The sequence below is a fragment of the Duganella sp. GW822-FHT06D06 genome (assembly GCF_058799615.1).
This window is the reverse complement of record NZ_JBXALQ010000009.1, coordinates 216,674-232,436: the sequence shown is the minus strand read 5'-3', so window position 1 is coordinate 232,436 and position 15,763 is coordinate 216,674. Positions and strand designations below refer to the sequence as shown.

Annotated in this window: 15 protein-coding genes; 3 read left to right on the top strand and 12 right to left on the bottom strand. The window is 66.4% G+C overall.

Annotated features, from left to right (window positions below; translation table 11 throughout):
* Positions 1-136: 136 nt before the first annotated feature.
* A complete protein-coding gene (locus tag AC1RMD_RS18560; protein WP_492928198.1) occupies positions 137-706 on the top strand; it encodes a TOL_0243 family YfiR-like periplasmic protein in 570 nt (189 codons plus the stop codon).
* Complete coding sequence (locus tag AC1RMD_RS18555) at positions 703-2,667, top strand: ATP-binding protein (RefSeq protein ID WP_492928157.1); 1,965 nt, start codon at positions 703-705, stop codon at positions 2,665-2,667. Before AC1RMD_RS18560 ends, AC1RMD_RS18555 begins: the two co-directional genes overlap by 4 nt.
* Positions 2,668-2,670: 3 nt before the next feature.
* Here the strand turns inward: AC1RMD_RS18555 and AC1RMD_RS18550 are convergent, their stop codons facing one another.
* The 5 genes from AC1RMD_RS18550 to AC1RMD_RS18530 all read right to left on the bottom strand — a co-directional run bounded on the left by AC1RMD_RS18550 (position 2,671) and on the right by AC1RMD_RS18530 (position 7,794).
* Complete coding sequence (locus AC1RMD_RS18550; RefSeq protein ID WP_492928156.1) at positions 2,671-3,669, bottom strand: 2-hydroxyacid dehydrogenase; 999 nt, start codon at positions 3,667-3,669, stop codon at positions 2,671-2,673.
* Positions 3,666-4,205 carry a DinB family protein gene (locus tag AC1RMD_RS18545; RefSeq protein ID WP_492928155.1) on the bottom strand — a complete coding sequence of 180 codons (540 nt, stop codon included), beginning with the start codon at positions 4,203-4,205 and terminating at the stop codon, positions 3,666-3,668. Before AC1RMD_RS18545 ends, AC1RMD_RS18550 begins: the two co-directional genes overlap by 4 nt.
* The gene (locus AC1RMD_RS18540) at positions 4,202-5,665 is read right to left on the bottom strand and encodes a hypothetical protein (protein WP_492928154.1); all 1,464 of its coding nucleotides are present in this window, start codon (positions 5,663-5,665) and stop codon (positions 4,202-4,204) included. The genes AC1RMD_RS18545 and AC1RMD_RS18540 overlap by 4 nt, the downstream gene beginning before the upstream one ends.
* Before the next feature lie 96 nt (positions 5,666-5,761).
* The gene (locus AC1RMD_RS18535) at positions 5,762-7,036 is read right to left on the bottom strand and encodes an NAD(P)/FAD-dependent oxidoreductase (RefSeq protein WP_492928153.1); all 1,275 of its coding nucleotides are present in this window, start codon (positions 7,034-7,036) and stop codon (positions 5,762-5,764) included.
* Positions 7,037-7,092: 56 nt separating this feature from the next.
* Complete coding sequence (locus AC1RMD_RS18530) at positions 7,093-7,794, bottom strand: HAD family hydrolase (RefSeq protein WP_492928152.1); 702 nt, start codon at positions 7,792-7,794, stop codon at positions 7,093-7,095.
* 99 nt (positions 7,795-7,893) lie between these two features.
* Here AC1RMD_RS18530 and AC1RMD_RS18525 point away from each other — a divergent pair, with 99 nt between their 5' ends.
* The gene (locus AC1RMD_RS18525) at positions 7,894-8,850 is read left to right on the top strand and encodes a LysR family transcriptional regulator (RefSeq protein ID WP_492928151.1); all 957 of its coding nucleotides are present in this window, start codon (positions 7,894-7,896) and stop codon (positions 8,848-8,850) included.
* A 7-nt stretch (positions 8,851-8,857) separates the two neighbouring features.
* Here AC1RMD_RS18525 and AC1RMD_RS18520 read toward each other — a convergent pair whose 3' ends face one another.
* The 7 genes from AC1RMD_RS18520 to AC1RMD_RS18490 are packed head-to-tail and all read right to left on the bottom strand — an operon-like array spanning position 8,858 to position 15,756.
* The gene (locus AC1RMD_RS18520) at positions 8,858-9,259 is read right to left on the bottom strand and encodes a DoxX family protein (RefSeq protein WP_492928150.1); all 402 of its coding nucleotides are present in this window, start codon (positions 9,257-9,259) and stop codon (positions 8,858-8,860) included.
* A 47-nt stretch (positions 9,260-9,306) separates the two neighbouring features.
* The gene (dmpG, locus tag AC1RMD_RS18515) at positions 9,307-10,347 is read right to left on the bottom strand and encodes a 4-hydroxy-2-oxovalerate aldolase (RefSeq protein ID WP_492928149.1); all 1,041 of its coding nucleotides are present in this window, start codon (positions 10,345-10,347) and stop codon (positions 9,307-9,309) included.
* Entirely contained in the window at positions 10,344-11,324 is a 981-nt protein-coding gene (locus AC1RMD_RS18510) for an acetaldehyde dehydrogenase (acetylating) (protein WP_492928148.1), read from the bottom strand. The genes dmpG and AC1RMD_RS18510 overlap by 4 nt, the downstream gene beginning before the upstream one ends.
* A 7-nt stretch (positions 11,325-11,331) precedes the next feature.
* Positions 11,332-12,129 (bottom strand): 2-keto-4-pentenoate hydratase, encoded by a 798-nt coding sequence (locus AC1RMD_RS18505; RefSeq protein WP_492928147.1) that lies wholly within the window; start codon positions 12,127-12,129, stop codon positions 11,332-11,334.
* Entirely contained in the window at positions 12,126-13,853 is a 1,728-nt protein-coding gene (gene mhpA / locus AC1RMD_RS18500) for a bifunctional 3-(3-hydroxy-phenyl)propionate/3-hydroxycinnamic acid hydroxylase MhpA (RefSeq protein ID WP_492928146.1), read from the bottom strand. Before mhpA ends, AC1RMD_RS18505 begins: the two co-directional genes overlap by 4 nt.
* 29 nt (positions 13,854-13,882) lie before the next feature.
* Positions 13,883-14,875 (bottom strand): VOC family protein, encoded by a 993-nt coding sequence (locus AC1RMD_RS18495; RefSeq protein WP_492928145.1) that lies wholly within the window; start codon positions 14,873-14,875, stop codon positions 13,883-13,885.
* The gene (locus AC1RMD_RS18490) at positions 14,872-15,756 is read right to left on the bottom strand and encodes an alpha/beta fold hydrolase (RefSeq protein WP_492928144.1); all 885 of its coding nucleotides are present in this window, start codon (positions 15,754-15,756) and stop codon (positions 14,872-14,874) included. The genes AC1RMD_RS18495 and AC1RMD_RS18490 overlap by 4 nt, the downstream gene beginning before the upstream one ends.
* Between the last annotated feature and the right edge of the window lie 7 nt (positions 15,757-15,763).

Genomic DNA, 15,763 nt, shown 5'->3' with positions numbered 1-15,763 from the left:
CGACACGATCACAAGCTGCAAGTTTGCCGTCCGCACGATGCGTTGTGTTTAGAGAACAAGGCCTTACCACGATGCGAAAAAATATTGCATCGGGGGCTATTCGGATAAAATCGATGTGCATTGGGGGGCGGGCGTGATGAAACCACTGGGCGCTGCGAAAATCAGGATGTTGGCCACGCTGTGGCTGGCCTGCCTGCCGGCGACGCTGGCAGGGGTCTCCGCGCGCGCCGAGCAGGCCATCCCCGAGCAGCAGGTCAAGGCCGCCTACATCCTCAACTTCACGCGCTACGCCAGCTGGCCGGCGCCGGTGCTGGTCGAGCCGCATGCGCCGCTGGTGGTGTGCATGGTGGGGCCCGGCGCGGCCGAGATGGCGCGCCAGTTGCATAAACGCGCAGCCGGCAGCCATCCGCTGGAACTGCGCATCGTCAACCGCGTCGAAGAAACCGAGCCCTGTCACGCGGTCTATCTGGCGCTGCCCGAGCGCAGCCGTCAGAGCGCATGGCTGACGCGCATGCGCGAGCAGGCCATCCTGACCATCGGCGACTCGGCCTTCTTCCTGGCCGACGGCGGCATGATCAATATGCTGCTGGTGGACGGCAGCATCCGCTTTGAAGTCAACCTGACGGCGGCCAGGCATTCCGGCGTCAGCCTCAATCCCCGCATGCTGGCGCTGGCCGAACGCGTGGTCGGCGGAGACGCCAAATGAGCGGGCTGCCCCGGCGCTGGCACGACCTGGCCTTGCAGCGCAAGCTGTTGATCGTCTCACTGATGACGGCGCTGACGGCGATGCTGGTGGCGCTGGTGGCGTTGATCGCCTACGACTTCAGCGTGGTGCGGGTGCGGCTGGTGCAGGACCTGGCCGGCCGCATGGACCTGGTGTCGCTCAATCTCGATGTCGACCTGAATTTCGGCGACCGTCCGGCCGCCGTCCGCACACTGTCGGCATTGCGCGGCACGCCGGACATCCACAGCGCCTGCCTGTTCGACGCCCGGCACCAGCGCTTCGCCGCCTATGCGCGCGGCAGCGCCGCGCAGTGCGACTGGCCGGAGGAGATGGCGCCGTCCGGCCACGGCTTCCACGGCGACTATCTGTCGATGCTGGCGCCGGTGCGCTTCCAGCACGAGGTGGTCGGCTACCTGCTGGTGGAATACGCCTTGCAGCCGCTGGCCGAGCGCCTGAGCAAATACGGCCTGGTGCTGGCGGTGGTGACGATGACCTTGCTGATCGGCGGCGCCCTGCAGGCGTTCGGCCTGCGGCGGCTGGTGACGCAACCCTTGCTGGCGCTGTCGAAAGTGGCGGACCAGGTGACGCGCGAGGAGCGCTACGACCTGCGCGCGCCGCACTTTTCCAATGACGAGGTGGGGCGGTTGTCGGCCGCCTTCAACACCATGCTGGCCACCGTCGCCGCGCGCGACGCGGCGCTGCGGGTGAGCCAGTCGCTGCTGACCAACATCGCCGACAAGTCCTCGGCCGTCATCTACGTCAAGGATCTGGAGGGCCGCTACCTGATGGTCAACGAGCGCTTGCGCAAGGTGCTGCCGCCAGGTTCGCCCGATCCGATCGGCCACAAGGACGCCGATATCTTCGACGACGACACCGTGAAGGTGATACGCGAGGGCGACCGGCGCGCGCTGGAGTCGACCCATTCCTACATCTACGAAGAGGGCGTGCCGGATGCGCAGGGCGTGGTGCGCACCTATATCTCGGAAAAATTCTGCCTGCGCGACGATCACGGCAAGGTGTGGGCGATGGGCGGCATCTCGACCGACATCACCGACCGCAAGAAGAGCGAAGTGGAACTGATCCAGTACCGCGACAAACTGGAAGAGCTGGTGCAGCTGCGCACCGGCCAGATGGTCGACGCCAACAAGGACCTGGCCGAATCGCTGGAGACGCTGCGGCGCGCGCAGGATGAGCTGGTGCGCAGCGAGAAGCTGGCGGCGCTGGGATCGCTGGTGGCCGGCGTGGCGCACGAACTGAATACACCGATCGGCAACAGTCTGCTGGCGGTCAGCACGCTGATCGACCAGACTCGCTCCTTCACCAGGCTGACCGCCGACGGCATGAAGCGCTCGACGCTGCAGGCGTTTGTCGACGATGTCGCCAGCGGCGGCGAGATCGTGCTGCGCAATCTGCACCGGGCGGTGGACCTGGTGTCGAGCTTCAAGCAGGTGGCGGTGGACCGCACCACCTCGCAGTGCCGCGAGTTCCTGCTGTGCGACCTGGCCAACGAGATCCTGCTGTTGCTGCTGCCGTCGTTCAAGAAGAGCGGCATCACGGTGCGCCAGGAGATACCGGTGACGATACGGATGAAGAGCTATCCGGGGCCGTTCGGGCAGGTGCTCATCAACCTGATCAACAACGGCCTGACGCACGCCTTCGAAGGCAGCACCGAAGGCGAGATACTGATCTCCGCCCGCATGCTCGATGCGGAGTGGGTGCAGGTGGTCATCCGCGACAACGGCGCCGGCATCGCGCCCGAGAACATGGGCCGCATCTACGATCCGTTCTTTACCACCAAGCTGGGACGGGGCGGCTCGGGCCTGGGCCTGAACATCGTCTACAACATCGTCTACGGCGTCTTGCGCGGCAAGATCGAAGTGGAGAGCGAGCTGGGCGCCGGCACCCGCTTCGTGCTGACGCTGCCCGTCACGAGTGAGCTGTAAGGCTTACATCGGCAGCAGGTTGGCGCACGGCGCGCCGTTCATGTGACAGGCCAGGTTGGCGAAGGTGACGGCGGCGATCTCGCGCATCGCCTCCACCGTGAAGAAACCCTGGTGGCCGGTGACCAGCACGTTGGGGAAGGTCATCAGACGCTGGAACACGTCGTCGGCGATGATGTCGCTGGAGTGGTCGTGGAAGAACAGGCTGGCCTCCTGCTCGTAGACGTCGATCGCCAGCGCGCCCAGCTGGCGCGACTTGAGCGCGTCGATCACGGCGGCGGTGTCGATCAGCGCGCCGCGCGAGGTGTTGACCAGCATCGCCCCCGGCTTCATGCGCGCCAGGCTGGCGGCGTCGATCATGTGGCGCGTGGCCTCAAGCAGCGGGCAATGCAGGGAGACGATGTCCGCTGCGGCCAGCAGCTGGTCCAGGCTCACGCGGGTCACCACGCCGTCCAGCTGCGGCGCCGGCGCCGGATCGCTGACCAGCACCGTGCAACCCATACCCTTGAAGATGCGCGCCGCCGCCGTGCCGATCTGGCCGGCGCCGACGATGCCGACGGTTTTGCCGTGCAGCGTCATGCCCAGCAGGCCGTCCAGCGCGAAATTGCCCTCGCGGACGCGCGCGTAGGCGCGGTGGGTGTGGCGGTTGAGCGTCATCACCAAGGCCAGCGCGTGTTCGGCCACCGCTTCCGGCGCGTAGGCCGGCACCCGCGCCATGAACAGGCCGAGGCGCGCGGCGGCGTTCAGGTCGACGTTGTTGAAGCCGGCGCAGCGCAGCAGCACCGCGCGCACGCCCAGCGCGTGCAGGGCTTGCAGCACGGCGGCGTCCAGCTGGTCGTTGACGAACACGCAGACGGCGGCGCAGCCTTGCGCCAGCGGCACGGTGTCCAGCGTCAGCGGATCGGAGAAGTAGACCGCTTCGACAACACCTGCCGCGTGTTGTTGGCGCGCTTCGTCGAGGAAGCGGCGGTCGTAGGGCTGGGCGCTGTAGACGGCGATCTTCATGGCGCTTCGATGTCGGGAACCATGACCAGCAAATCGGTGACGCCGATGTCGACGCCGGCCTGCGACAGCAAGGTGCTGGCCTGGCCGCGATGGTGGGTCTGGTGGTTGAAGAAGTGCTGCACCAGGCTGCCGAAGTGCTTGCGATACAGGTCGCCCCTGGTGCTGCGGTACTCGAGCGTCCGCGCCAGGTCGGCGGCGCTGACCTGGGCCGCCCATTGCGTGATGATGGCGTCCAGCCGCTGGCGGTAGGCCAGCAGCGGCGCCAGGTCTTCGCCGAAGCTGTGCGTCAGGCCGGACGGGGCGGGCAGGTCCAGCATGCACGCCAGCGCGCTGAATCTGGCCGGGTGGGTGGCGAAGCGGCGCAGCCAGATGGTGTCGCCGGCCAGCAGGTGGTTCATGGTGCCGAGCAGGGAGCCGAAGTAGGCCTTGCGGTCGGCGGCCAGCTCGCCGTGCGGCAGCCGCGCCGCCGCCGCGTACAGCTTCTGGTTCATCGAGGCGTTGTAGGCCGCCATCAGCACGGTGGATTCTGGTGTCATTTTGGCAGAGCGCCTGGTTCGGGTTGCAGGAAGATCATCCGGTTGACCGCGTCCAGTGTACTGCGGCGCTCATCTTCGTCGGGTTTCTTTTTCGGCGCCAGCATGTCGAGCAGGTCGCGCGCGTGGGCTGCGCTGGACGGGACGGTGATGTCTTCGACCAGCTTGTCCAGCAAGTATTTGAGGGTGCGGGTCGAATGCTTGGCGGTCTGCTCCAGCGTGGCGCTGGCCAGCGCGCCGTCCTCGTAGGCCAACGCGGCGTTGCTACTGGCGTTGTCGTCGACCAGCACGTAGTTGTAGTTCTGCGACGCGCGATCGATCGTCAGGGCCAACTGGTGGTCCGCCTTGCTGGGCGCATGGTAGCTGGCCTTGAGCTGCGATTGCTGCTGCTGTGCGACCGAACGATCCAATTGGCTGCGGCCCTGCACGCTGGTGCTTTGCGAGGCCTGGTAGTCGAAGCTGTCATGCTCGCCGAGACGCAGCGGATTGGGCGCTGTCTCGGTCTGCGTGATGGACGCGCTGAAATCGGCCAGGCCGGTGAGGATGGCGTGGTCCTGGTCCGCCAAGGTGACACGCTGCTGCGGCGCGGCGGCCTGCCGGCCGTAGTCGCTGTGCATATCGGTGAAGGCGTCCTTGAACAGGCCTGCCAGCTCGGCGTCGCCGCGGCCGCGCGAGGTGGCCTGGTCGAACTGGCGCAGGTAGTTGTCCAGCGCCTTGGCTTGCTGCTGCTTGCTGCCCCAGGCTGCGGGTTGGCTCAGGTCCACGCTGATCTTCGCTACGCCGGTCGGGCCGCTGAAGTGCACCGATCGTTGTTTGGCGTCGGCGTGGAAGTCCAGCCGCTGCGTGTCGGTTGCATTCAGTTTGAGTTCCGAGTGCAGGTCCACCGACGACAGCACGGAGGCGTCGAATCCGGCCAGGCCGGACAGGTCGATTTTCGGCGGCACGGCGGCCAGGCCGTCGATCGCTTGTTGGAAGGCGCCCGCCAGTCCGGCCAGCGCCGCGCGCTCGTCGTCACTGAGTTTGCCGCTGCTTTGCACCTGCACCGCGACGCCGTTGTCCGAACTGTCCAGCGCCAGGGAGACTTTGACGCCGCTTCTGGTGGTGATGGCGAGGCCAGCCTGGTCGTCGCCGACGCGATGCAACGGCGGCAGTTGCGTGTACAGCAGCGCGTCGTAGGTGCCGGTGCTTGCATCCAGGGACGATTGCTGCACCGATTGCGAGAAGTCCGAGCTGTCGGTCTTGAAGCGCTCCAGCAGCGCGGCGCCCAGGTTCTTGAAGCGGTTGGCGGACGGCAGGTAGTCGTAGTTGCGCGCGACCAGTGCGGAGATGGCGCCTTTGTTGTTGCGCTCCCAGACCAGCGGCGCGCGCGCAGCGCCATCCACCGGAAGCACACCGGCAGCGCGTAGCGTTACCACCGATGCCGGCGTGGCGACCTGCGCGATATTGGCGGCGGCGGACGACATGCCGGACGTCTCCGCCGTTGCGGGCGGAGACGCGAGCGTACTGTTTTTGCTTAACGGGGTTAAGGCTGTCATAACCTTATTATACGGCGATACCCCTTAGTGCAGCTTCACCGGCGGCAGTATCTTTGCGCGCAGCCAGTCGACCAGCGCCTGGGTGACGACGCGCGCCGTGCCGTGCAAGCTGAGCAGATGCTTCTGGTACAGCAGCTGATACAGCAGGCTGGCCGTGGCGCCGCCCACGCGGATGCTCTTGCCGGTGATGGCGCCGGTCAGCACGCCCACCGCCGCCTGCGGCCCCAGCGAAACCAGCGAGCCGTAGTCGTGATAGCGGAAGTCCGGCCGCGGTGTGCCGGTGCGGCGGGCCAGCAGGTCGGCCAGGAACATCGCCTGCTGGTGCGCCACCTGCGCGCGCGGCGGCGCCACCCCCTTGATCGGGCAGTTGTAGCTGGCGCAATCGCCCAGCGCGTAGATCTGGCTGTCGTTGGCCGAGCACAGGCTGGAGTCCACCACGATCTGGCGCAGATGGTTGACGGCCAATCCAAACGTCGCGCACAGCTGCGGCGCTTCGACGCCCGCCGCCCACAAGGTCAGGTCGGCTCGGTGGACGTTGCCGGCGGCGTCGATCACGGCGTCCTTGGTCACTTCGGCGACGACGGTGCCGGTCAGGACGTCGATGCCGAGCGCGCGCAGTTCGCGCGCCGCGCGGTTGGCCTGCTGCGGATGCAGCTGCGGCAGCAGGTGCTGGCCGCGTTCGAGGATGCTGATGCGGATGTCGGTCTCCGGGTTCAGCGTGTGCACGCGATAGGCGGCCAGGGCACGGGCGCTGTTGCTCAACTCCGCCGCCAGCTCGACGCCGGTGGCGCCGCCGCCGACGATGACCACGTCGACCCCGGTCTTCTGTTCGCCGGCCTTGATGCAGGCGTCGATGAAACGGCGGCGGAAGGCTTCGGCTTCGTCCACGCTGTCGAGCGTGAGCGCGTGTTTGGAGGCGCCGGGCACGTTGTAGAAGTTGGTGACGGCGCCCAGTGCCAGCACCAGTTTGTCGTAGGTGACGGTGCGGCAGACGCCGTCGGTGCCGCTGCCTTTGCGTGGGGCCAGCGTGACGGTTTGATGGGCGCGGTCCACGCACAGCACTTCGCCTTGCACGAATTCGAAATCGTGCTCGACGGCCTGGGCGGGGAAGGACAGTTCTTCCACGCGGGGATCGCATTTGCCGGAAGCGACCGTGTGCAGCAAGGGCTTCCAGAAGTGGCCTGGGTAGCGGTCCACCAGCAGCACGCGGGCGCGCTTGCTGGCGCCGAGGGTGTCGCCCAACCGGGTTGCGAGCTCGAGTCCGCCCGCACCGCCTCCTACGATGACGATGGTTTCCATGTTGCGTCTCCAGATAAGTGAATAAATCTGTGCTGCGGCGAAGGCGCCGCGTGCTGCTATGCCGCCAGTTCGTGCTTTGCGCGCTGGTCTGGTGTGTAGGGACTTGAACGCAGCTCGCGCAGCGCGTCGTAGGTGATGAATTGGCGTGGGCGTACCACCTCGTTGCCGTATGGGGCGACGGAGACGGTCCACAGGCCGGCTTCCTCGGCGGCGCGCAGGCCGGGCACCGCGGTGTCGATGGCGATCGCATCCTGCGGCGCCACGCCCATGGCGTTCAGCGCGCGGGCGTACGGGCCGGTGCCGGACGGGCCGTCAAAATTGGCGCCGCCGGTGACCACCGCAAACAGGCTGTTGACGTCGGCGCCGAAGCAGCCGCTCAGCAGCGCCGAGGTGGCGGGTGCCGGCAGGTCGGTCAGCACGCAGATCTTGCAGCCGGCGTTGAGGGCGTCGTCGATCAGGGCCAGCGCGGCCGGCAGCGCCTTGGGCGGCTGGGCGCTGATGGCCTGATGGAACTGGCGGTGCTTGTCGGCAAACAGTTCGGCCACGCGTGCCTTGTCGCGCGAGAGCAGCTCGCAGGCGATGGCGGAACCGATGGCGCGGGCGTAACCGTGGGTGGCGGCGGCTGCGCGCAGCGCCGGCAAGGTCCAGCGCACCGACAGGCCGGCGTTGGCAAACGCGGCGTTGCATGCCGCAAGGTGCAGCGCTTCGGTGTCGAACAGTACGCCGTCCAGGCCCAGGAAGATTACGTCGATGCTCATGTCGGTCTCGCTTAAAACGATGTCAGATGATTATGAATATACGGGTACAATGAACAAAAGAAAAATTAAACATTTTGGATAATCGATAAGGAATGACTTATGTATCACGCCAGCTTTCGCCAACTACAGTCGCTGGTATTGGTCGCGCGCCACGAGAGCGTGTCGCGCGCGGCGGACGCGCTGCACGTGACGCAGCCCGCGGTTTCGTTGCAAATCCGCACACTGGAGGAGATCGCCGGCATTCCGCTGACGCGCAAGGTAGGCCGCAACATCCAGCTGACGGCGGCCGGCGAGGTGATGGTGGAGTTCTCGGAACGCATCCTGCGGCTGTGGGAGCAGGCCGGCGACGAGCTGGCGGCGCTGCAGGGCGTCACCAGCGGTACCCTGCGCATCGGCGCGGTGACCACGGCGGAGCACTTGCTGCCGCCGTTGCTGGTGCCGTTCACGATCGAGCGGCCCGACGTGCGGCTCAAGCTGCAGGTGGGTAACCGGGCGGAGATCGTGCAGATGCTGGCGCGGCACGAGATCGAGCTGGCCATCATGGGCACGCCGCCGCGCGAGCTGCGCACCAACGCCGCCAAGTTTGCGCGCCATCCGATGGCGTTTGTCGCCAGTCCCACCCATCCTTTGATGAAGAAGAAAAAGATCACGCTCAACGACGTGATGGCGGCCAACCTGATGGTGCGCGAACGCGGCTCGGGCACGCGCACGGCGGTCGAGCGCTTGCTGCGCGACGCCGGGCATCCGCTGGAATTCGGCTCCGAAGTGTCGAGCAACGAGGCGATCAAGCGCATGGTGTCGGCCGGGCTGGGGCTGGGCTTCCTGTCGGTGCACGCCTGCGGGCTGGAGTTCGAGGCCGGCCTGCTGGCGATCCTGCCGATGCAGGAAAATCCGGTGGAGGCGGACTGGCACATCATGCACCTGACCGGCCAGCCGATCCCCAAGGTGGCGGCCGCGTTCCAGGATTTCGTCATCGAAAACGGCCAGGACCTGGTGCGGGCCGAGCTGGAAAGCTTCTACAAGCTGCTGGGGCGGCAAAGCAAGCGCAAGCTTTAGCGGACGATTACCTGTCGCGCATGCGACTGCTCCTGCGCCCGTCGACACTGATGTTGCCAGCGCCGGCCACGGCCAGAGACAGGAAGCCGCCGGCAATGCCCAGATTTTTCAGGAACATGGCCGCCTGCGTTGCGTCGGCAAAATCATTATGGAACAGGGCAGCGGAGACGATGCAGAACAGGCCCAGACCGAACGCCGCCGGACGTGTCCACACGCCCAGCAGGATGGCCAGTCCGCCGCCCAGCTCAAGGGCGATCACTGCCGGCAACAGCGCATCGGGTACCCCTGCCGACTGCATCATCGTAGCCGTGGCTGTGTAGCGCCCCAGCTTGTCGACGCCGGCGGCAATGAAGATCAGCGTCATCAGGATGCGCGAAATGAGCAGAAACATGCTGCGGTGCTTGTCCATGGGGTGAGACTCCGTCGGTAGGTGGCGCATTGGCCGGTTCGCCTTGTTCATCGGGCGGCCTGCTCTGGCAAGCCTGCGTCGCGGGCCTTGAGTAGATCAAGCGCCACATCCACGATCATGTCTTCCTGGCCGCCAACCATGCGGCGACGTCCCAGTTCGACCAGTATGTCCATCGTCGCCAGGCCGTATTTGCTGGCGGCCGCCTCCGAGTGGCGCAGGAAGCTGCTATACACGCCAGCGTAGCCCAGAGCCAACGTTTCGCGGTCGACCCGCACCGGCCGGTCCTGCAGCGGGCGGACGATATCGTCGCTCGCGTTCATCAGCCCGAACAGGTCGCAACCGTGATGCCAACCCAGGCGGGTGGCGGCGGCGATGAACACTTCCAGCGGCGCGTTGCCGGCCCCGGCTCCCATGCCGGCCAGGCTGGCATCGATGCGGTCGCAGCCTTCCTCGACCGCGACGATGCTGTTGGCCACGCCGAGGCTGAGGTTGTGGTGGGCGTGGATGCCGGTCTGCGTTTCCGGCCGCAGCGTGTCCTTGAAGGCGCGCAGGCGCGCCCGCACGTCGGCCATGCCCAGCGCGCCGCCGGAATCGACCACGTAGCAGCAAGTGGCGCCATAGCTTTCCATCAGCTTGGCCTGGTCTGCCAAGCCCTGCGGGCTTTGCATGTGGCTCATCATCAGGAAGCCGACGGCATCCATGCCCAGGTTGCGCGCATACTCGATGTGCTGCTGGGCGATATCGGCCTCGGTGCAGTGGGTGGCGACGCGCACCACGCGGGCGCCCGCATCGTAGGCGGCGCGCAGGTCGTGCAGGGTGGCGATGCCGGGCAGCATCAGGGTGGCGATCTGCGCATGCTGTACGACTTCGGCCACGGCCGCGATCCATTCCACGTCCGTGTGGGCGCCGAAGCCGTAGTTGAAGCTGCCACCCTGGAGGCCGTCGCCATGGGCAACCTCGATCGAATCGACGCCGGCGGCGTCGAGCGCGCGGGCGATCTGCCGCATCTGCGCCAGGCTGTATTGATGCCGTATGGCGTGGCTGCCATCGCGCAGGGTGACGTCGGAAATATAGAGTTTCTTGTTCATGGCAGGTTCCAGCCGGTGAGTACGTTGGGGGCGGTGGCATGGCGCAGGCGCTGCGCCATCTGTTCAGCAATGCGCAGGGCGGCGCTGGTCATGATGTCGAGGTTGCCGGCGTAGGCGGGCAGGTAATGGGCGGCGCCCTCCACCTCGAGGAAGATCGAGGTTTTCAGTCCGCCCATGCGCGGCCCCACGCCGGGAATATTGAGCGCCTGGTCGGCGCCGATCCGGTCGAACTGGACCTGTTGCTTGAGCCGGTAGCCGGGCACATATGCCTGCACGGCGGCCGCCATGGTGGCCACCGAGTCGGCGATGGCCGCTTCGTCGGCCGGCTCGCTCAAGGTGTAGACGGTGTCGCGCATGATCATGGGCGGTTCGGCCGGGTTGAGGATGATAATGGCCTTGCCCTTGTGGGCGCCGCCCACCACTTCGATGGCGCGCGACGTCGTTTCCGTGAACTCGTCGATATTGGCGCGGGTGCCCGGACCGGCCGAGCGGCTGGCGATCGAGGCGATGATCTCGGCGTAGTGCACCTTCGCCACGCGCGCCACCGCGGCGACCATGGGGATGGTGGCTTGGCCACCGCAGGTGACCATGTTGACGTTGAGTGCATCGATACAGGCGTCGCCGTTGACCACCGGCACGCAATAGGGGCCGATGGCGGCCGGCGTCAGGTCGACGCAGATGATGTCCGGCCGGGCGGCCCGCAGCAGCGCCTCGTTATGGCGATGCGCGCCGGCCGAGGTGGCGTCGAACACTATGCCGATGCCAGGGAATTGCGGCATGCGCAGCAGTCCCTCGACACCCTCGTGGCAGGTGGCGACGCCGAGACGCCGCGCGCGGGCCAGGCCATCGGAGTCGGCGTCGATACCGACCATGACGCTGAGCTCGATGTGGACCGCATGCCGCAGGATTTTGAACATGAGGTCGGTGCCGATGTTGCCGCTGCCGATGATGGCAGCCTGGATTTTTCTAGTAGTCATGTGTTCCTCAAATTAGGCGGCAACTGACGTTGCCAAGACCGCCGACGATGGCGTGCAGCTGGTCGCCGGCGGCGATCGGGACCATCGGCCCCAAGGCGCCGGACAGCACCAGCTGACCGGCTTGCAAGGGATGGCCCAGGCGGGCCATGGTGCACGCCAGCCAGTAGGCGGCGCGCAAGGGATGGCCGAGGCAAGCCGCGCCGGAACCGGTCGATACCAGCTGGCCGTTGCGGTAGAAGTGCATGGCCGCCTCGGCAAGGGAAGTCTGACCCAGCGCGATGGGCTGCTGGCCCAGTACATAGACGCCGCAGGAGGCGTTGTCGGCCACCGTATCTTCCAGTTTGATGTTCCAGCCGGTGATGGCACTGTCCACGATCTCGATCGCCGGCAGCGCATAGGCGACCGCTTGGACGAACTCGCACCAGCTGGGGGCGGCCCCGGTCATGGATGCGCCGATGATGAAGGCGACTTCCACTTCGGCCTTGGGCTGCAGCAGCCGGGAAGCAGGAATCGCATCGCCGTCGAGATACTCCATGTCGTCGAACAGCACGCCGAAGTCGGGCTGGTCGACTCCCAATTGCTGCTGCACGGCGAGCGAGGTCAGGCCGATCTTGCTGCCGACGATGCGCGCGCCCTGCGCCAGCCGGGCAGCCGTGTTGACGGCCGCCACGGCATAAGCCTGTTCCAGCCCCGTGACACGATGGCTGACGGAGACCGGCGCGATGGTTTGGCCGTCGCGGCGGGCCCGGGCCAGCGCGGCTGCGGCCTGGTCCAGCGTCGTGGCATGGCAGACGGCGGCGTTCATGCCGCCTCCCTGACGTCGAGCTGGGATGGCTGCCCCAACTGCGCGCGCAGTCCGGTCACCAGTTGGCCGACCGCGATTGCGTTGACCATGCCGAAGGCGAACCTGTCCGGGCGGACCAGGGCCACCGCGCTCTTGCCGATGCCGCTGCGTTCAAACCAGGCGACGCCATGGCCGCTCAAGTCTTCCAGTTCCACCAGGCCTGCCGGGCTGCTGCGGGGTACTTCGCCCTGCGGCCGGCCGCCGTGCGGGTAGAGCGCCACGTAGCGGGTGCCGAGCGCATCGAGCAGGTGCAGGTCGGCGGCTTGGAGATGCGTGCGCGGATCGACGCCGGCGCCGATCAGGGCGTAGTCGCGGCCCGTTGCCGTATCCAGCAGCAGCTGTTTGCCGTTGCGGGTCAACACCATTGGCTGAGGCATCAGGCGTCCCTCCGGGCCGTTGCGCCTGCGGCGCGCCAGGCCGAAATAGCGGCCTTGAGGATAGACCGGCTGCGGCTTGAACCTGGCTTCCCTGAGCAGGTCGCGCAAACCCGGCGTGCGCTGGATCAGCCGCACCAGCTTGTTGCGCAGCATGGCCTTGATGGGGTTCGATACGGAGACAAAGTCTTTCATCAGGACCGACATGTCGATCATCGACTTGGCGTGCGGCATCCGTTCGCTCTGGTAGGTGTCGAGCAACTGCTCGCCCGCCTTGCCGGTCAACACGGCGTCCAGTTTCCAGGCCAGATTGTAGGCGTCGCGCACGCCGGCGTTCATGCCCTGGCCGATGAATTGTGGCGTCATATGGGCCGCGTCGCCGGCCAGCAAGATGCGGCCACGGCGCCATTCCTTGGCGATCAGGGCGTTGAAGGTGTAGACCAGGCGGCGCAGGATGGTGACCTTGTCGACGTCGATGTATTGCGACAGGTAGGTGCGGACGGTGGCCATATCCTCCATGTATTCCTTGCTTTGGCTTGGCATCAGCATGAACTCGAAGCGATGATGACCGTTCGGCTGGCGGCAGCTGACGGTGGGGCAGGCCGGGTCGCAGTAGAAATTGAAGTAGGGCAGGTGGCGCAGGCAGTCTTCACCGGGTTTTTCCTTGATGTCGACCACCAGCCATGGATTGGGGAAGCTCTGCCCCGTCATCTGGATGCCGAGTTGGGTGCGCGTCACGCTGCGGCCACCTTCGCAGGCGACGAAATACTTGGCCCTCACCATCTGTTCGCCAGACTGCGGCGGCGGGGCGGCGCCAACGGGTGGCGTCGGCGTGCAGTGGTGCTGGCTCAGGCTGGCCAGATGAAACACCTGCACCGCTTGGCCATCCTGCGCGCTGCGGGTCACTTCGCGCCCGCGCCGCAAGCGCACCGAGGGGTAGCGCGCCAGCAGCGCCGCCATTTTTTCTTCCAGCAAGGGTTGATAGAACAGGTTGCAGATCGGCCAGCCGTTGGACCGGGCCAGATGGCGATACTGGTTCAGCACGCTGCCATCGGGCAGCACCCACTGGAATGGCATGTCGAGCAGCATGTCCTGCGCCAGCTCCTGGCCCAGGTTCGCATCCTGGAAGATGCGCATGCATTCATCGTCCGTATAGACGGCGCGGGCATTGCCATAGAATTGCGGCTCGCGTTCCAGGATCAGCACGCTGCGGCCCCGCTGCCCCAGGAGATGAGCCAGGGTCAGGCCGGTCGGCCCCAGGCCGGAAATGACCACGTCGTATTCGAACGTGGCGTCGGGTTCGACATTCATGTTGTTGTCTCCAAAAAGAATAGGGCGCGTCAAAAGCCATTGGGCATGAATTCCTTGCCCGCCAGGGAGCCCAGGGCGCGCGCCAGGTCTCCCAGTTTGTCGGACCAGGTTTGCTGCGGCCGGTGGCCCCAGATGCTGATGCCCTGGTGGATTGCGGGTTGCCAATGGTGCTCGTCGACGACGATCGGTTGCCAGCCGAACTCGATTTCAAAGCCCGACGGCGTGCGCACATAGAACGACAGTTCCTTGTCGTTGGTGTGCTGGCCCATGCCCAGTGCGATGACGTAGCCCAGCTCGCGGCAGCGCACATAGGCCGCGCTCAGGTCGTCCAGCGTGGCCGCCTGTACGTTGAAATGCTGGATGCGGGTGCGGATGGGATCCATGCGCCTGCCGCGGGTGCAGGCCACGGCGATCGAGTGGTGGCGGGGGTTGAGGCGCAGGAAGCGGATGTCGAGCGTCAGTCCGCTGATGTGGGCCACGATGTCGTCGCTGTGGCGGGCGTCGAAGATCTGCTGCCAGAACGCCAGCATGGCCTCCGGCTGGCGCGAGGTGAGCGCCACATGGCCCATGCCGGACTCGCCGGTGACGAAGGCGCTGGTGAGCATGCGCAAGGGGGCGTCATGCAACAGCGGCGTGATAAACAATTCGATCTGCAGTCCCTTGGGGCCGGTGCATTGCCAGTATGCGACAACGCCGCGCGTGCGCGCCTGCGCCGTGGTGGATGGCGTGACGGCGATCCGGTGCCGACGCAGCCGCGCCAGTACCTCGTCGAGGGCCGCCTGGTCGCGCAGTTGCCAGCCGATCGCGACCACGTCTTCCGCCGCGCCGGCCTGCACGATCAGACGGCGCTGGTGGCGGTCCATGCGCAGCGCCAGCAAATCGTCGCCGTGATGAGCCAACTCCATGCCCAGCGCCTCGACGCCAAACCGGCGCCAGTCGTTTAGTCGGGCGGACTCGACCACAAGGTAGGCGATCTGCACCGCGTTGAACAGCGCGCCAGGCTCGGAATCGGCGGCGCTCATGCCTGCCTCCGTGGAACGGCGCCATGTTCCAACAGGAAGGCGGTGGTGACGGCGTTGAACTGGGCGGCGCGCTCCCACTGCACCCAGTGCCCCGTTTCGCTGAACAAGTGGACATCGCAGCGGCGCATGCGTTGCTGTAGCGAGCGGGCGCCGGACGGCCGGTTGACTTTGTCTTCTGCTCCCCACAGTACCAAAGTCGGCGTGTCGCACGCTTGCAGGCGCGGGTCGCGAGTGAAATCGAGTTTGCGGAAATTGGGCCAGCCCTTGGGACGGCGTAGCGGCGGTGCCGCAACCACTGCCGGATCGATGCTGGCGCGGTAGCGCTCGGCGATCACGGCGGCGCTGACCTGGCTGTCATCGTAGACCAGGTCGCCGCGGATGAAGCGGGTCAGCTTCTCTATGCTGGGGCCGCCACCGTTGTAGTAATCGAGCAGGCGGTTCAGACCCGCAGTGGGCAGGGAACGCGTGGTGTTGACGCCGCCTGGCCCCATCAGCACCAGCCGGGCGGCACGCTCGGGATGGTCGAGCGCGAGCCGCAAGGCGCAGGCGCCGCCGAGCGAATTGCCGATCAAGTGGGTGTTGGCGATCTGCAGGGCGTCCAGCAGGCCGACCATGCTGTCGGCCAGGTCGCCGAAGGGGTCGCTGCGGTTGATGCCCTTGGTGGACTGGCCGTAGCCCGGCATGTCGGGGATCAGCACACGGAAATTTTGCGCCAGCGCGGCGATGTTCCTGGTGTAGTTGGAAACTCCGGAAGCGCCGGGCCCGCCGCCATGCAGCATCAGCACCGTGGGGCCGTGCCCGGCCTCGGCCAACTGAATGCTGCGGCCTCCGACCTGGACTTTTCTTGTTGCCAACTGTGGCAATTCAAGTTCGTTTTTCATTCTGCAT